This window comes from Umezawaea sp. Da 62-37, assembly GCF_032460545.1.
Lineage (GTDB): Bacteria > Actinomycetota > Actinomycetes > Mycobacteriales > Pseudonocardiaceae > Umezawaea.
Genome location: NZ_CP135965.1, coordinates 3890275 through 3906743 on the forward strand (window position 1 = coordinate 3890275; position 16469 = coordinate 3906743).

Genomic DNA, 16469 nt, shown 5'->3' on the forward strand with positions numbered 1-16469 from the left:
GGAGGAGACGCGTGTTGTCGACCGACACCATTCGGGCGGCCGGTGCGGTGCTGTGGAGGGACGAGGGCGCCGTGGAGGTCGCCGTCGTGCACCGTCCGCGCTACGACGACTGGTCGCTGCCCAAGGGCAAGCTCGACGCGGGCGAGACCGTGCCCGCCGCCGCGGTGCGCGAGGTCCACGAGGAGACCGGGTACCACGTCGTGCTGGGCAGGCACGTGGCCCAGGTGCAGTACAAGGCGTTCGGCAGGCCGAAGGTCGTCGACTACTTCAGCGCCCGCGCGGTGCGGGGCGGGTTCACCCCGAACAACGAGTGCGACGACCTGCGCTGGCTGCCCGTCGCCGAGGCCGCCGCGCTGGTGACCAGGCGGGAGGACCGCGACGTGCTGGCCGCGTTCGCCCTCGTGCCGGTCGACCTGAAGACCGTGCTGCTGGTGCGCCACGCGAAGGCTGGGAAGCGCGAGAACTGGCCGGGTGACGACGACCTGCGCCCGCTGAGTTCCGCGGGCTGGCGGCAGGCTGAGGCCCTGCGCGCCCTGCTCCCGCTGTTCGGGCCCGCCCGCGTGCACGCGGCTCCCAGGGTCCGGTGCGTGCAGACCGTCCAGGGCGCGGCCGACGACCTCGAGGTCTTCGTGCCGCGCGAGCCGCGCCTGTCGGAGGAGGGGTACTGGCCGGACCGCGACGCGGGCCTCGTGCGGTTCCTCGACATCGTGGCGGGCGACGGCGTGCCGGTCGTGTCCAGCCAGGGCGGCGTCATCCCCGACCTGGTGGGGAAGCTCGCGGACATCGGCGGCCTCCGCCTCGCGGACGTCCCGTGCAAGAAGGGCAGCCTCTGGCTCCTCGCCTTCACCCACCCGGCCCGCGGCTGGTCCACATCGGACTCGCCCGCCGCCTGGCCCCGCCTGGTCTCGGCGCACTACCTCCCCAGCGCCCTGCCCGCCCCACGCCCCTGACGCCTCTTCCCAGGCCAGGACGCCGGCAGCACCGCCTGGCAGCTCTTCCCCGGCCGGGATGCCGGTAGTGCTGCCCTGACACCTCTTCCCAGGCCGGGACGCCGGCAGCACTTCCTGGCAGCTCCTCCCCGGCCGGGATGCCAGTAGTGCTGCCCTGGCAGCTCATCCCAGGCCAGGCACGCCGACAGCACCTCTCGGCAGCTCTCCCCCGGCCAGGACGCCAGCAGCACCTCCTTGGACAGCTCTTCCCCGGCCAGGGTGCCGGTAGTGCCGCCCTGGCAGCTCATCCCAGGCCAGGAAACACCGGCAGCGCCTCCCGAACGCCTCTGAGGATCGGCTGACACCCGGAAATGTCGTACCCCCGCCGTAGCCTGTGGATCGGGGGTCCCGCACGATCGAGGACCCCTGCGATCGCGTGCGGAAGGCTGTTCCCGGCAGTGGCGAACGCTCGGCCGCGAAAGGCCGATCCGCGCACCGACCGGTCTGAAAGGCAGTCGGCCAAAGGGCCCGCCCGATACCTCCGCGCCAATGCCGGACGACCCGCGCCAAAGTCGCGCGCACGTGCGATGGGCCCCGTTGGTCCAACGCCCTTTGCCCGGTGGAGATCACCGCCGGACCGCGGCGCGGTGGTTCGCGGAATGCCCCGCCATCACCGATCGGGACCCGGCGCATAGCGGGCGGGGAGAGCCGATCCCGCATCGGCTCGACGGGGACGGATCTGGTTCCTGCGTTCGGGTGGAATGCCCGCCGCCGCCCTATCCGGTTCGCGGTAAGCCATACGCGACGCGTATCGCGACGGCCGCCGCGCATTCCCCGCGTGCCGCGCCCGTGCAAACGCCAGGGCCCGATGCGCGTCCGCATCGGGCCCTGGGCGTTGGTGCTGCTCCCGTTTCCGGGAGGTGGTGCTACTTCTTCTTGGCCGCCGGGGCCTTCTTGGCGGCGGCGGGCTTCGCCACTGCCGTCTTGGCGGCGGCCGGAGCCTTCGCCGCTGCCGTGGTCTTGGCGGCGGCCGGGGCCTTCTTGGCCGCTGCGGCGGGCTTCGCCGCAGCGGTCTTGGTGGCGGCGGGTGCCTTGGCGGCAGCAGCCGTCTTGGCGGGGGCCTTGGCGGCCGCAGGAGCCTTCACGGCGGCGGGCTTCGCCGCTGCCGTGGTGGTCTTGCGGGTGGCCGGGGCCTTGGTCGCCGCGGCGGCCGTGCGTGCCGTGGTGGCGCGCGCGGTGCGGGTGGTCGTCGTCCGCGCCGTGGTGCTGCGGGTCGCCGGCGCCTTGGTGGCGGCGGCGGGCTTCGCGGCGGCGGCGGCACGCGTGGTGGTCGTGGCAGCGGCGGCCGGGGCCTTCGCGGCAACGACGCGCGGCAGCTTCTTCGCGCCGCTCACGACGTCCTTGAACGTCGAACCCGCGCGGAACGCGGGCACGTTGGTCTTCTTGACCTTGACGGTCTCACCGGTGCGGGGGTTGCGAGCGGTGCGCGCCGCGCGGGCGCGCTTCTCGAACACGCCGAACCCGGTGATGTTCACCTTCTCGCCCTTGTGGACGCTGCGAACGATCACGTCGACGAGCCCGTCCACTGCAGCAGCGGCGTTCTTCTTGTCGCCAAGACGCTCGGACAGCGCCTCGATGAGCTGGGCCTTGTTCACCGTCAGTCCCTCCCAGGACGCTTACGGCCCATTAGTCGGGCCGACTGGTGGCCACGGTAAGCCCATATGAAGGGAAATACCAATCGCCACGCCAGATTTTTCGTTGTGGCGTGGGCAATTGCGCTCTGTCGAGGGACAGAAACCCCCTCCTGGGGCACTTTGGGAGGGGCTCCGAGGCCCCGGATTCCCCTCTCCGGAGAGGAATCCGGGGCCCGTTCTCAGCTGGTCGGGAGCGGATCCGTGGTGGGCAGCCAAGGTTGGCGCACAGCCTCGAACTCGTCGATCAGATCGGCGTGGCGCAAGGTCAGGGCGATGTCGTCCAATCCTTCGAGCAGCCGCCAACGGGTGTAGTCGTCGATCCGGAAGGCCGCGGTGAAGTCCTTTGCGCGGACGGTCTTCGCCGCGAGGTCGACGGCCACCTCGGTACCGGGCTCGTTCTCGAGCAGCTTCCACAGCAGTTCGACGTCCGACTGCTCGACCTCGGCGGCCACCAGGCCCTGCTTGCCGGAGTTGCCGCGGAAGATGTCGGCGAAGCGGGAGGAGATCACCACCCGGAAGCCGTAGTCCATCAGTGCCCAGACGGCGTGCTCGCGGGAGGACCCGGTACCGAAGTCGGGGCCGGCCACCAGCACCGAGCCGGACCGGAACGCCTCCTGGTTGAGGATGAAGTTCTCGTCGTTGCGCCAGGCGGCGAACAGGCCGTCCTCGAAGCCGGTGCGGGTGACCCGCTTCAGGTAGACCGCCGGGATGATCTGGTCGGTGTCCACGTTGGACCTGCGCAGCGGCACGCCGACGCCGGTGTGGGTGGTGAACGCGTCCATGGTCTCGGTTCCCTTCTCAGGCCAGGTCGTCGGGCGAGGAGAGCGTGCCGCGCACGGCCGTGGCGGCCGCCACGAGCGGCGAGACCAGGTGCGTTCGCCCGCCCTTGCCCTGCCTGCCCTCGAAGTTCCGGTTGGAGGTGGACGCGCTGCGCTCACCGGGCTTGAGCTGGTCGGGGTTCATGCCGAGGCACATGGAACAGCCCGCCTGGCGCCACTCCGCGCCCGCCGCCAGGAAGATCTCGTGCAGCCCTTCGGATTCCGCCTGGGCCCTGACCCGCATCGAGCCGGGCACCACGAGCATCCGCACGCCGTCGGCCACCCGGTGCCCGCGCAGCACCGCCGCGGCGGCCCTCAGGTCCTCGATGCGCCCGTTCGTGCAGGACCCCAGGAACACGGTGTCCACGCTGATCTCGCGCAGCGGCGTGCCCGGCGTGAGGCCCATGTAGGTCAGCGCCTTCTCGGCCGCGACCCGCTCGTTGTCGTCCCCGATCGCCTCCGGGTCCGGCACCGACGCGCTCAACGGCAGCCCCTGTCCGGGATTCGTCCCCCACGTCACGAAGGGGGTCAGCGCGCTCGCGTCGATGCGCACCTCGGCGTCGAACTCCGCGTCGTCGTCCGTGCGCAACGTCTTCCAGTACTCGACCGCGGCATCCCATTCGGCGCCAACGGAAGCGTGCGGACGCCCCTTCAGGTACTCGAAAGTCACGTCGTCCGGCGCGATCATCCCGGCCCGCGCACCAGCCTCGATGGACATGTTGCACACCGTCATGCGGGCTTCCACCGACAGCGCCTCGATGGCCGCGCCGCGGTACTCCAGCACGTAGCCCTGACCGCCGCCGGTGCCGATCCGCGCGATGACCGCGAGGATGACGTCCTTCGCGGTCACGCCGTCGCGCAGCTCGCCGTCGACCGTGATCGCCATCGTCTTGAACGGCCGCAGCGGCAACGTCTGCGTCGCCATCACGTGCTCGACCTCGGACGTGCCGATGCCGAAGGCGAGCGCGCCGAACGCACCGTGCGTGGACGTGTGGCTGTCGCCGCACACCACCGTCATCCCCGGCTGCGTGAGCCCGAGCTGCGGCCCCACGACGTGGACGATGCCCTGCTCCACGTCGCCCATCGGGTGCAGGCGCACCCCGAACTCCTTGCAGTTCGCCCGGAGCGTGTCGACCTGCGTCCGCGACACCAGGTCCGCGATCGGCTGGTCGATGTCGACCGTCGGGACGTTGTGGTCCTCGGTCGCGATCGTGAGATCGACCCGGCGCAGCCCGCGGCCCGCGAGCCGGAGCCCGTCGAACGCCTGCGGACTGGTGACCTCGTGCAGCAGGTGGAGGTCGATGTAGAGGAGGTCCGGCTCGGCGCCGTCGCCATGGCGCACGACGTGCGCCTCCCACACCTTCTCCGCGAGTGTGCGGCCCATCGCTTCATCCCCATCGGTTCGTGGCTGGGAGCTCTCTCACGAGCGGGGGCTCCCGATAACTTCTGGACTTCCCAGATACCGGGAAGTTAGTATCGCGCTGTGGGACAGCATAGCGGGATCGGCGTGCTGGACAAGGCTGTAGCCGTGTTGAACGCCGTCGCGAAGGATCCGTGTGGACTGGCAGAGCTCTGCAACCGGACGGGGTTGCCCAGGGCGACCGCGCACCGGCTGGCGGTAGGCCTCGAAGTCCACCGCCTTCTGCGACGGGGTTCCGACGGCCGCTGGCGTCCAGGCGCGGCACTGGCGGAACTCGCAGGCGGCGCTACGGACCCCCTGCTCGACGCGGCGGCCTCGGTTCTCCCCCGCCTCCGCGACATAACCGGCGAGAGCGTCCAGCTCTACCGCCGCGACGGCATGCAGCGCATCTGCGTCTCAGCCGCCGAACCCCCGAGCGGCCTCCGCGACACCGTCCCCATAGGCGCCCGACTCCCCATGACCGCAGGCTCCGGAGCCAAGGTCCTGGCCGCCTGGTCCGACCCCGCCACCCAAAGGTCAGTCCTCGCCGACGCCGTCTACGGCGAACGCACCCTCCTCGAAGTCCGCCGCCGCGGCTGGGCCCAAAGCGTCGCGGAACGCGAACCGGGCGTAGCCAGCGTCAGCGCCCCCGTACGCGACAGCGCGGGCACCGTGGTAGCCGCCATCTCCGTCTCCGGCCCAATAGACCGCATGGGCCGCCGCCCGGGCGCAAGATGGGCCGCCGACCTACTAGCCGCCGCAGAAGCCCTGCAAACCCGCCTCTAACCCCAACAACCACACCCACTCACACCTTTATCCAGCACCCCCATCACCTTCCAAGGTGCCTGAACGTTCGACACGGGGTACCTGAATGTTCGACTCGCGATGCGTAAACGCCTAACCCAGGTGCCTGAACGTTCGACACGAGGTGCCTGAGCGTTCGACTCGCGAACTCGAGCGCACAACAGAAGGTGTCTGAGCGTTCGACTCGCGAGGCCGGAGGCGAGCCCCCCAACCCACGCCTGAGCTGCGCGAACGCGGGGGGTGCAGGGGGGCGGAGCCCGCCCTGCCTTGGGGTCCGGGGCGAGAGCCCCGGTGTGAAACGCGAAAGATCCCCGTGCGCGTCCTCTGCGCACGGGGATCTCCCGGATCTGTAGCCCCGATGGGATTCGAACCCACGCTACCGCCTTGAGAGGGCGGCGTCCTAGGCCGCTAGACGACGGGGCCCTAGGGTAATTCTATTGTCTTACCGGTCTTGCTTGTTGCGGGAGTAGCGCATCAGACTCTGATTTCTACTCTGCAGCTGGGGTACCAGGACTCGAACCTAGACTGACTGAACCAGAATCAGCCGTGCTGCCAATTACACCATACCCCAATGTTTTCCTGATCGGTTCTCCCGCTCCAGGCGCTGAGGGCCGCTCGTTCCAACGAGATGAATACTAGACCACGGCACCCGCAGAAGTGAAATCGGCCCCCGCCTCGCCGCATCGGGCGAGGTGGGGGCCGGTGTCGCGGTGTTCAGGCGTGCGCGGTGGAGAGTTCGCAGACGAGCAGTTCGGGGAGTTCCGCGAGGCTGCTGATCGTGCTGATGCCCACGGGCATCGTCCCTTCGCGCGGGCCTTGCCGGTTGAGCCAGACCCCGCGCATGCCCGCGTCGCGCGCGCCGATGGCGTCGGCGTGCAGCCGGTCGCCGACGTGGACCGTCTCGCTGAGGGGCACGCCGAGGTCGGAGCACGCCGTGTCGAAGATCATGCGGTCCGGTTTGGCGGCGCCGACCTCGCCCGCGATGAGGACGGTGTCGAAGTACTCGGCGAGTCCGAGCGCGGCGATCTTGACCCGCTGGTGGCGCCCTGAGGCGTTGCTCACGGCGGCGATCGGGAGCCCGGTGGCGCGGAGCCACTCCAGGCACGGCACGACGTCCGGGAAGAGGCTCCAGCCGTCGGCGAGGACCTCTTGCCGCCGCATCTCGCGGCGGGTGGCTTCAGCCTGGTCGAGGTCCTCGCCGAGGGCGGCGAAGAAGGCGCGCGTGCGGATGTTCCGCATCGTCTCGTACTGGAGTTCCCCGGCCAACAGCCTCGTGCAGTGGTCGTCGGTGATCCGCTGCCACAACGTCCACGCGTCGGCGTTCCCCACCATCGAGGCCAACGCGGCTCGTGACGAGGTGCTGTAGTCGACGAGCGTGTCGTCGACGTCAAGCGAGATGGCTCGGATTTCGCCGGTTCTCCTGAGCGTGAAAGTCGGGGAAGCAGTTGTCACCCCGTGAGGCTAGGTGCGATCACCCCTCGGCCGATTCGGCTAAGGAGGTGATATCTACGGGTTCTTGCACGGTCAAGCACCCCTTGACCCGCCGAACGCAGCAGTCAGGCTGCCCCGAGCGCACGAAGCAATCGGCCGATCGAGCGATCCTTGCCGAGCAGTTCCATGGATTCGTAGAGCGGCGGCGAGACCGTCCGACCGGTCACGGCGACCCTCACGGGGGCGAACGCCTTCTTCGGCTTGAGCCCCAATCCGTCCACAAGGGACGTCTTCAGCGCGTCCTGGATGGCCTCGGTCGTCCACTCCTCGAGCGCCTGGAGGGCGTCGATCGCCGCGCGCAGCACGGGTTCCGCGTCGGGGCCGAGCGCCTTCGCCGCGGAGGCGGGCTCGGGCGTGAACGCTTCCTCTGCCACGAAAAGGAAACGCACCATCTCGGACGCTTCGGACAGGAGCGCGAGTCGTTCTTGGACGAGCGGCGCGATGGCGGCCAGCAGCGCCACCTGCTCCGCTCCGGGTTCGGCCGGTAGCACTCCGTCAGCGGCCAGGTACGGGAGGACGCGGCTGACGAACTCCTCGACGCTCAGCGCGCGCAGGTGCGTGCCGTTGATCGCCTCGGCCTTCTTGAGGTCGAAGCGCGCCGGGTTGGAGCTGACCTTGGCGATGTCGAACGCCTCGTACATCTCGGCGACGCTGAAGACGTCGCGGTCCTCGGCGATGGACCAGCCGAGCAGCGCGAGGTAGTTCAGCAGGCCCTCGGGCAGGAATCCCAGATCCCGGTACAGGAACAGGTTCGACTGCGGGTCCCGCTTGGACAGCTTCTTGTTGCCGTCGCCGGTCACCGTCGGCAGGTGGCCGAACTCGGGGGTGAACTCCGTCACGCCGATGCGCTGGAGCGCCTGGTACAGCCCGATCTGCCGGGGCGTGGAGGGCAGCAGGTCCTCGCCGCGCAGCACGTGCGTGATGCCCATGAGCGCGTCGTCGACCGGGTTCACGAACGGGTAGAGCGGAACCCCGTTGGCGCGCACCATCACCGGGTCGGGCGTGCTGCCCGCCTTGAACGTGATCTCGCCGCGGACGAGGTCCGTCCAGGTGATGTCCTCGTCGGGCATCCGCAGGCGCAGCACGGGTTCGCGGCCTTCGGCGCGGAACGCGGCCTTCCGCTCGTCGGTGAGGTCGCGGTCGAAGTTGTCGTAGCCGAGCTTCGGGTCCTGCCCGAGCGCCTTGCGGCGGGCCTCGACCTCGTCGTTGTTCGAGAACGACTCGTAGAGCTCGTCGGCGGCGAACAGGCGCTTGGCGATGTCCTCGTGGACCGAGCGGCGCAGGCTCTGCCGGTACGGCTCGTGCGGGCCGCCGATCTCGGGGCCCTCGTCCCAGTCGAGCCCGAGCCAGCGCAGCGCCTCCAGGAGCGAGTCGTAGGACTCCTCCGTGTCGCGCGCGGCGTCGGTGTCCTCGACGCGGAAGACGACCTTGCCGCCGTTGTGCCGGGCGAACGCCCAGTTGAACAGGGCGGTGCGGATGAGTCCGACGTGCGGCGTGCCGGTCGGCGACGGGCAGAAGCGGACGCGGACAGCTGGGGGTGCGGATGCGTTGCTCATGGCCCGATCAGCGTATCCGGCCGCGAAACCCTTGACCTCACGAGGACTCCAGGAGCACGCTATGGTTATTCAACTACCGTTGAAAAGAGGGGTCATGGAACGGAGCACGTGCGTCGTCGTCGGGGGCGGACCGGCGGGGATGGTCATGGGACTGCTGCTGGCCAGGGCGGGGGTCGAGGTCACCGTGCTGGAGAAGCACAAGGACTTCCTGCGCGACTTCCGCGGCGACACCGTCCACGCGTCCACGCTGACGCTGCTGGACGAACTGGGGCTCGGCCCGGCGTTCGCGCGGGTGCCGCACCAGGTGCTGGACCGGATGCAGGTGCTGCTCGACAGCGGCCCCGCGACCGTGGCCGACATGAGCAGGCTGCCCGGCGGGCACAAGCACATCGCGTTCGTTCCGCAGTGGGACTTCCTGGACCTGCTGGCCGACGCGGGCAGGGCCGAACCGGCGTTCTCGCTGCGGATGAACACCGGGTTCACGGGGCTGCTCACGGAGGGCGGCAGGGTCACCGGGGTCCGGTACCGGACGGCCGACGGGGTCGAGGGCGAGATCGCGGCCGACCTGGTCGTGGCGGCCGACGGGCGCGGGTCGCTGGTGCGGGACGGGACGCGCCTGCCCGTGCGGTCGTTCGGGACGCCGATGGACGTGTGGTGGTTCCGGGTGCCGCGCAAGGCCGACGACCCGACCGGCGGGCTCGCGCGGTTCGGGCGCAGCAGCGGGCTGGTGATGCTGGACCGGGGCGACTACTTCCAGATCGCCTTCCTGATCCGCAAGGGGACGGACGGGATGCTGCGGGAGGCCGGGGTCCAGGCGTTCCGCGAGCGGATGGCGGCGCTCGTGCCGATGCTCTCCGACCGGATGGACGCGGTGGAGTCGCTGGACGACGTGAAGCTGCTGGACGTGAAGCTGGACCGGTTGACGCGGTGGCACCGGGACGGGGTGCTGTGCATCGGGGACGCGGCGCACGCGATGTCGCCCATCGGCGGGGTCGGGATCAACCTGGCGGTGCAGGACGCGGTGGCGGCCGCGACGATCCTGGCCGAACCCCTGCTGCGGGGGCGGGTGTCGCCCGGCTTGCTGGCGAAGGTCCGGCGGCGGAGGTGGTTGCCCACGGCCGTGACGCAGGGGGTGCAGCGGATCATCCAGAACGCGCTGCTGAGCCGGGCGCTGGACGGGAAGGTGGACGTGGGCGCCGCCGGGACCCCGTTGCCGATCAGGATGTTGAAGCGGTTCCCGGTGTTGCAGGGGATTCCCGCCTACGTGGTGGCGATCGGGTTGCGGCCGGAGCACGCGCCGTCGTTCGCCCGCCGTCCGCCGGGGACGGTCGAGCGGTCCTGACGGCCGGTCAGGCCGGGGACAGGCCGCTCGGTTCCTCGGCTCCGGACTCGTTGAGGACCATGGCGACGACGTGGGCGCGGTCGCGGGCGCCGAGTTTGCGCAGGATCGCGCGGACGTGCGACTTCACCGTGTCGGTGCTGATGAACAGGCGCTGGGCGATGCGCTGGTTGTCCAGGCCCTTGGCGACCTCGGCCAGCACGTCGAACTCCCTGGCGCTCAGCCTGTTGAGGGCGGCAGGCGGTGGGAGCCTGGACGGCAGGCGCGCCAGTTCGCCCAGGTGGACGTCGACGGTGGCGGTGGCGCCGTGGGCGACGGACAGCATCACGGGCAGGAGTTCGCCCAGCGGTGAGGTCTTGAGCAGGTAGGCGGCGGCGCCCGCGTCGAGGGCCGCCCGCGCCCAGTGCCTGCTGTCGCGGTTGGACAGGACGATGACCCTGGCGCCCGGCCTGCGCGAGGCGGCGTCGTGCACCGTGCGCAGCGGGCCGCCGCCGGGGATGTCGACATCCGTGACGACCACGTCCACCGGCACCTCGCGCAGGTAGCGCTGGGCCTCCGCGACGGTGTGGGCTATGCCCACGACGCGGAAGGTGCGCGTGCGGTTGAGCGAGGTCCGCAAGCCCTCGGTGATGAGCTGCGCGGCGTCCACCAGCAGCACACGGGGGCACTCGTCGTCGAGCACTTCGCCACCTCCACCAGGCTCCGCGGCCTGATGAACACGGGAAGTTACCCGCCAGTAAGCGAGTGCGGTACCTGCGATCGCGAGGTTGGGCCACACGGACCAGCGCGAACGGGTCGGCACTGGTCCGCGCAAACCTTTGCGGGCGGGTTTTCCCAGATGGGGCGGTCTACCGGTTCGCGACGGGGTTGGTCAGCGTGCCCAGGCCCTCGATGGTCACCGAGACGCTCTGGCCCGCCTTCATCGGGCCGACGCCCGCGGGGGTGCCGGTGAGGATGACGTCGAGCGGGCGCAGCGTCATGACGGCGCTGATGTACTCGATCAGCTCGGCGATGTCGAAGATCAGCTGCGACGTCCGGCCGTCCTGGACGACCTCGCCGTCGAGTTCCGTGCGGATGGCGACGTCGCTCGGGTCGAACTCGGTCTCGACCCACGGGCCCAGCGGGCAGAACGTGTCGAAGCCCTTGGCGCGGGTGAACTGCACGTCGGCCTTCTGCAGGTCGCGGGCGGTCACGTCGTTGGCGATCGTGTAGCCGAGGATCGACTGGCGGGCGCGGGAGGCGGGGATGTCGCGACCGCCGACGCCGATCACCACCGCGAGCTCGCCCTCGTAGTCGACCCGCTCGGACACCGCGGGCAGCTTGATCTCGGCGTTCGGGCCGATGATCGCGGTGTTCGGCTTGAAGAAGATGAGCGGGTTCTCGGGGACGTCGTTGCCCAGCTCGGCGGCGTGCGCGGCGTAGTTGCGGCCGACACCGATGATCTTGGGCGGCAGGAACGGGGCGAGGAGGCGGACGTCCGCCAGCGGCCAGCGCCGACCCGTGAAGGTCGGCGTGCCGCCGAAGGGCTCGTCCGCGATCTCGACGGCCGTCAGGTCGTCACCCTCGCCCTCGATCTTGGCGAAGGCGAGTCCATCGGGCTGGGCGATTCGGGCGATGCGCACGGTCATCACCCTAGGGCCTGTTGCCCGGATCTCGTTCGATGGGAGTCGAGTCCGAGGTGGTTCCTGGTGGTGCGGGCGGATGGCCCGCACACCGCTGTTGTACGCGGGCCATCCGCCCGTGCCTTCAGGGGCCGCCTCGGGCCCGGCTAGCGCGGACACGGATCCGGGCAACAGGCCCTAAACCAGGGTGCGGACCCTCATCGCCTTGTGGACCAGGGCGTCGCAGAGGGCGAGCCAGCTGGCCTCCACGATGTTGCCGTGCACGCCCACGGTGGTCCACTCCCCCTCGCCGTCGGTCGACTCAACCAGCACCCTGGTCACCGCGTCGGTGCCGGGGTCCTCGGTGAGGATGCGGACCTTGTAGTCGGACAGGTCGACACTGTCCAACCAGGACAGGTGCGGTCGCAACGCCTTGCGCAGCGCGGCGTCCAGGGCGTGCACCGGGCCGTTGCCCTCGGCGGTCTCGATGACCCGTTCCCCGGCCACGTGCACCTTGACCGTGGCCTCCGACACGATGCCGCCATCCTGCCGGTGGTCGAGCACGACCCGGTAGGACTCCAGCGTGAACGGCGGTTCGTCCGGTTCGGACAGCTCGGCGCGCAGCAGCAGCTCCAGCGAGGCGTCCGCGGCCTCGAACGACCAGCCCTTCGCCTCCAGCTCCTTCACCCTGCGCACCGCGTTGGTGACCGCTTCGGGCCGACGGGCCAGGTCCATCCCGAACTCACGTCCCTTGAGTTCGATGCTCGCCCGGCCCGCCATCTCGGTGACCAGCACCCGCATGCCGTTGCCGACGGTGTCCGGATCGATGTGGTTGTACAGCTCCGGATCTACCTTGATCGCGCTCGCGTGCAGTCCCGCCTTGTGGGCGAAAGCCGACGCCCCTACATATGCCTGGTGGGCGTAGGGGGCGAGGTTCGCGATCTCCGCGAGGGCATGGGAGACGCGGGTGAGCTCGGCCAGCGATTCGGCGGGTAGCACCGGAAGGCCGAGCTTGGTCACGAGGTTCCCGACGACGGCGAACAGGTCGGCGTTGCCCGCCCGTTCGCCGTACCCGTTCGCGGTGCACTGGACGTGGGTCGCCCCCGCCTGCACCGCCGCCACCGTGTTCGCCACCGCGCAGGACGTGTCGTCCTGGCAGTGGATCCCGACGCGGAAGCCGGTGCGGGCGATCACGTCCCGCACCGTGTCGGCCAGCCCCAGCGGGAGCTGGCCGCCGTTCGTGTCGCAGAGGACGACGACGTCCGCGCCACCGTCCACTGCGGACTCCAACACGCGCAGCGCGCAGTCGGGGTCGTGGGCGTAGCCGTCGAAGAAGTGCTCCGCGTCGACGAACACCCGCCTGCCGTGCTCCACCAGGTGGCGCACGGTGTCGCGGACCATCGCGCAGTTCTCCGCCACGTCCGTCCGCAGCGCCAGTTCCACGTGCCTGCGGTCCGACTTCGCCACCAGCGTCACCACCTCGGTGCCCGCCTCCAGCAACGCCCTGACCTGCGGGTCCTCGTGGACCTTCAGCCCCGCTTTGCGCGTGGCCCCGAACGCCACCAGCTTCGCCCGCTCCAACTCCAGCTCACCGGCGGCGGCCCGTGCGAAGAACTCCGTGTCCTTCGGCATCGCCCCCGGCCAACCGCCCTCGATGAACCCGACGCCCAGCGAGTCCAGCAACCGCGCCACGGCCAGCTTGTCCGACACGGAGTAGGCGATCCCCTCCCGCTGCGCACCGTCCCGCAACGTGGTGTCGAAGACGTGGAAGGTGTCACCGAGCGGGAGGCTGCTCACGGTCTGCTCCTGGCTGAAGTGGAGGGGGTGGCGAAGTCCGGAAAACAAAAAGACCCCCCGCAGGATGCGGGAGGTCAGCGCGCCGGTGCTCGGAGAAGCACTACCCGGCGCGCTCGTCAATAATGATCACGGTGTTCGAAGCCACGGGAGGATCGTGCCACAGGCCCGGCGCGCATACCAAGCGTCGGGCCCGAATTCCCACATCCTGGGTAACGGCCGGGAAAACCCTCAGCCCGCCAGGAACTTCGCGAACGCCTCGATCGCGGCGGGGTTGCGGGGGCTTTCGACGAGGGCCGCGTACGGCAGCACGAAGAACCTCCTGTCCCGGATCGCGGGCACCGCGGCCAACGGCGCGTAGGACTCCAGGAACGCCCGCTTCTGCTCCGGGGTGTTGGCGTCGCCGTCGGCGTAGTCGTTGATCAGGACGACGTCCGGGTTCCGCTGCACGACCGCCTCCCACCCGACCGTGGTCCAGCTGTCGTCCAGGTCGCCGAAGATGTTGGTGCCGCCCGCCTTGGCGATGATGTCCTGCGGCGCGGCGTTGCGGCCCGAGGTGAACGGCTGGTCCAACCCGCTGTCGTAGAGGAAGACCTTCGGCTTCGGCTTGCCCGCCATGAGCTTCTCGGCGGACGCGATCTGCGCCTGGTACCCGGTGATGAGCGCCTCCGCCCTGTCCGACACCCGGAAGACTTCCCCGAGGTTCCGCAGGTCCTCGTACAGCGCGTCCAGCGGGGGCATGACGCCGCGCTGCTTGCCCACGCCGTTGCGGCACGCCTCGGTGAGCTGGTAGGTCGGGATCCCCAGTTCCGCCAACGCGTCCGGCGTGAACCCGGTGCTCTCGGAGAACCCGTAGTCCCACCCGGCGAACACGAGGTCGGCCCCCGCGCCCTGCACGAGCTCCTTGCCGATCTTCTCCCCCAGCTTCGGCACCCGGTCCCAGTCGGCCTTGAACGGCGACGTGGCCAGGTCCGCGGTCTGGCCGTCGCCGATGACGTAGCCCGCCATCCGGTCGGCCAGTCCGAGGGCGAACATCAGCTCGGCGATCCCCGTGTCGTTCGTGACGACCTTGCCCGGCACGCGCTCGTAGGTGACGTCCCGCCCGCAGTTCCGCACGGTCACCGGGTCGGTGGCCGAGGTGTCCTGGGCGACGGTCGCACCGCACGCGGCGGTGGCGAGGACCAGGCAGAGGGCGAGCAGCCTCACGGGGAAACCTCCGGGTGTTCGAAGAGGAGCTGGGGCGCTCCGCTGGTGGGGTGGACGACCAGGTGCGCGCGCACGCCGAACACGGCCAGCACCAGGTCCGGGGTCAGCACTTCGGCCGGGGTGCCGCCCGCGACGACGCGGCCGCCGTCGAGGACGTGGATGCGGTCGCAGTAGGCGGCGGCGAGGTTCAGGTCGTGCAGCACCGCCAGCACGGTCGGCCCGACGCGGCGGACGAGCGCGAGCACGTCCAGCTGGTGGCGGATGTCGAGGTGGTTGGTGGGCTCGTCGAGCACGAGCACGTCCGGTTCCTGCACCAGGGCGCGGGCGATCAGCACGCGCTGCCGTTCGCCGCCGGAGAGCGTGAGGAACGTGCGCGCCGCCAGGTGCTCGGCGTCGACCTGCCGCAGCGACCCCGCCACGAGGTCGTGGTCGCGTTCGGTGTCGCGGTCGAAGGACCCCTTGTGCGGCAGGCGTCCCATCGCGACGACCTCGGCGACGGTGAAGTCGAACTCGACGTGGCTGTCCTGCGTCAGCGCGGCGAGCCTGCGGGCGCTCTCCTTGAGCGGCATGGCGAGCAGGTCGCGCCCGTCCAGGAGCACCGCTCCCCCGCTGGGCTTGAGCGCCCGGTAGACGCAGCGCAGCGTGGTCGACTTGCCGCTCCCGTTGGGACCGACGATCCCGACGACCTGCCCGGACGCGGCGGCCAGCGTGACGTCGTGGACGATCCCGTCGACCGTGACGCCGTCCAGTCCGAGTTCCATCAGCCGCCCCCGAACACGTAGCCGCGGCGGCGCATGAGGAACACGAAGCAGGGCACGCCGAGCGCGGCGGTGATCACGCCCAGCGGCAGTTCCTCGGGCGCGGCGAGCAGGCGCGCGGCGACGTCCACCCAGATCAGGAAGCTCGCGCCCGCCAACGGGGCCACCACGAGCACGCGCCGGTGGTCCGCGCCGACCACCATGCGGACCAGGTGCGGCAGCATCAGCCCGACGAACCCGACGGCGCCGCTCACGGCGACCAGCACGCCGGTCATGGCCGCGGTGGCGATGAACAGGTGCCTGCGCGTGCGGGTGACGTCGATGCCCAGCGTCGTCGCGGTCTCGTCGCCCGTGGACAGGCCGTTGAGGCGGCGGGCGTTGGCCAGGAGGTAGCCGGTGCCCGCGAACGTCACCGCGGCGGCGACCGGCAGCGAGCCCCAGGTGACCCCGCCGAGGCTGCCCAGGAGCCAGAACATGGCGGCGCGGGCGGCTTCGCCGTGCGGGGCCTGGAAGACGAGGAGCATCGCCAGCGCGGAGAAGCCGTACGCCATCGCCGTTCCGGTGAGGACCAGGCGGAGCGGGGTGAGGCCGGAGCGGGTTCTGGCGGCCAGGTAGACGAGTGCGGTCGCGGCCAGTGCCGAGAGGAACGCGGCGGTGGACAGGGCGTAGACGCCCAGGGACGTGAAGAGACCGAGGGTGGCAACGGCCGTGGCGCCCACGGAGGCTCCGGAGGAGATGCCCAGGACGTACGGGTCGGCCAGCGCGTTGCGCACCATGGCCTGGACGGCCACGCCCACCACGCTGAGGCCCGCCCCCACCACGGCTGCCAGGAGGACTCGGGGGAGTCGGATGTCCCAGACGATGTGGTACTGGCCGGCGTCGCCCGCCGGGATCGTGCCGCCGGTGGTCGCCGCCACCAGGAAGTGGACGACCCTGGCGAACGGGATGCCGACCGGGCCCAGCGCCACGCCGCAGAGGGTGGACGCGGCCAGGACGACCAGGAGTCCGGCTACCAGCGGACGGAGGCTCGGGCGTCGGGCCGTGGTCACCAGGTGCCTTTCGGGCGAGGTGGCCGAAGCG

14 protein-coding genes and 2 tRNA genes are annotated in these 16469 nt (G+C 70.6%); 3 read left to right on the forward strand and 13 right to left on the reverse strand.

Going from position 1 to position 16469, the window contains the following annotated elements:
- Positions 1-14 precede the first annotated feature (14 nt).
- On the forward strand, positions 15-950 hold the full coding sequence (locus RM788_RS17245; RefSeq protein ID WP_315934658.1) for an NUDIX hydrolase: 936 nt from the start codon (positions 15-17) through the stop codon (positions 948-950).
- A gap of 905 nt (positions 951-1855) precedes the next feature.
- On the opposite strand, the gene RM788_RS17250 is transcribed toward RM788_RS17245, so the two are convergent.
- From RM788_RS17250 to leuC, 3 genes are all read right to left on the reverse strand, one after another.
- A complete protein-coding gene (locus RM788_RS17250) occupies positions 1856-2584 on the reverse strand; it encodes an HU family DNA-binding protein (RefSeq protein WP_315932710.1) in 729 nt (242 codons plus the stop codon).
- A 218-nt stretch (positions 2585-2802) separates the two neighbouring features.
- Positions 2803-3405 (reverse strand): 3-isopropylmalate dehydratase small subunit, encoded by a 603-nt coding sequence (leuD, locus tag RM788_RS17255; protein ID WP_315932711.1) that lies wholly within the window; start codon positions 3403-3405, stop codon positions 2803-2805.
- 16 nt (positions 3406-3421) lie between these two features.
- Positions 3422-4825: a 3-isopropylmalate dehydratase large subunit gene (gene leuC, locus RM788_RS17260; protein WP_315932712.1), complete on the reverse strand. Its 1404-nt coding sequence runs from the start codon at positions 4823-4825 to the stop codon at positions 3422-3424.
- Between the two features lie 99 nt (positions 4826-4924).
- On the opposite strand from leuC, the gene RM788_RS17265 reads away from it, so the two are divergent.
- Positions 4925-5626: an IclR family transcriptional regulator gene (locus RM788_RS17265; protein ID WP_315932713.1), complete on the forward strand. Its 702-nt coding sequence runs from the start codon at positions 4925-4927 to the stop codon at positions 5624-5626.
- A gap of 368 nt (positions 5627-5994) precedes the next feature.
- Here the strand turns inward: RM788_RS17265 and RM788_RS17270 are convergent.
- The 4 genes from RM788_RS17270 to gltX form a co-directional block, all read right to left on the reverse strand.
- A tRNA-Glu gene (locus RM788_RS17270) sits at positions 5995-6067 on the reverse strand.
- A 76-nt stretch (positions 6068-6143) separates the two neighbouring features.
- Positions 6144-6215 (reverse strand) — tRNA-Gln (locus RM788_RS17275).
- 143 nt (positions 6216-6358) lie between these two features.
- Positions 6359-7096, reverse strand: coding sequence for an HAD family hydrolase (locus tag RM788_RS17280; protein WP_315932714.1), 738 nt, complete (start codon positions 7094-7096; stop codon positions 6359-6361).
- Positions 7097-7200: 104 nt separating this feature from the next.
- Positions 7201-8691 (reverse strand): glutamate--tRNA ligase, encoded by a 1491-nt coding sequence (gene gltX, locus RM788_RS17285; RefSeq protein ID WP_315932715.1) that lies wholly within the window; start codon positions 8689-8691, stop codon positions 7201-7203.
- A 94-nt stretch (positions 8692-8785) separates the two neighbouring features.
- Here gltX and RM788_RS17290 point away from each other — a divergent pair, with 94 nt between their 5' ends.
- Positions 8786-10033: an FAD-dependent oxidoreductase gene (locus RM788_RS17290; RefSeq protein WP_315932716.1), complete on the forward strand. Its 1248-nt coding sequence runs from the start codon at positions 8786-8788 to the stop codon at positions 10031-10033.
- Positions 10034-10040: 7 nt separating this feature from the next.
- Here the strand turns inward: RM788_RS17290 and RM788_RS17295 are convergent, their stop codons facing one another.
- The 6 genes from RM788_RS17295 to RM788_RS17320 all read right to left on the reverse strand — a co-directional run bounded on the left by RM788_RS17295 (position 10041) and on the right by RM788_RS17320 (position 16438).
- Positions 10041-10712, reverse strand: coding sequence for a response regulator transcription factor (locus RM788_RS17295; protein ID WP_315932717.1), 672 nt, complete (start codon positions 10710-10712; stop codon positions 10041-10043).
- 166 nt (positions 10713-10878) lie between these two features.
- Positions 10879-11652 carry a fumarylacetoacetate hydrolase family protein gene (locus RM788_RS17300; protein WP_315932718.1) on the reverse strand — a complete coding sequence of 258 codons (774 nt, stop codon included), beginning with the start codon at positions 11650-11652 and terminating at the stop codon, positions 10879-10881.
- A 177-nt stretch (positions 11653-11829) separates the two neighbouring features.
- Entirely contained in the window at positions 11830-13428 is a 1599-nt protein-coding gene (gene cimA / locus RM788_RS17305) for a citramalate synthase (RefSeq protein WP_315932719.1), read from the reverse strand.
- 228 nt (positions 13429-13656) lie between these two features.
- Positions 13657-14631 carry an ABC transporter substrate-binding protein gene (locus RM788_RS17310; protein ID WP_315932720.1) on the reverse strand — a complete coding sequence of 325 codons (975 nt, stop codon included), beginning with the start codon at positions 14629-14631 and terminating at the stop codon, positions 13657-13659.
- Positions 14628-15392 carry an ABC transporter ATP-binding protein gene (locus RM788_RS17315; protein WP_315932721.1) on the reverse strand — a complete coding sequence of 255 codons (765 nt, stop codon included), beginning with the start codon at positions 15390-15392 and terminating at the stop codon, positions 14628-14630. Before RM788_RS17315 ends, RM788_RS17310 begins: the two co-directional genes overlap by 4 nt.
- Complete coding sequence (locus RM788_RS17320) at positions 15392-16438, reverse strand: FecCD family ABC transporter permease (protein ID WP_315932722.1); 1047 nt, start codon at positions 16436-16438, stop codon at positions 15392-15394. Before RM788_RS17320 ends, RM788_RS17315 begins: the two co-directional genes overlap by 1 nt.
- Between the last annotated feature and the right edge of the window lie 31 nt (positions 16439-16469).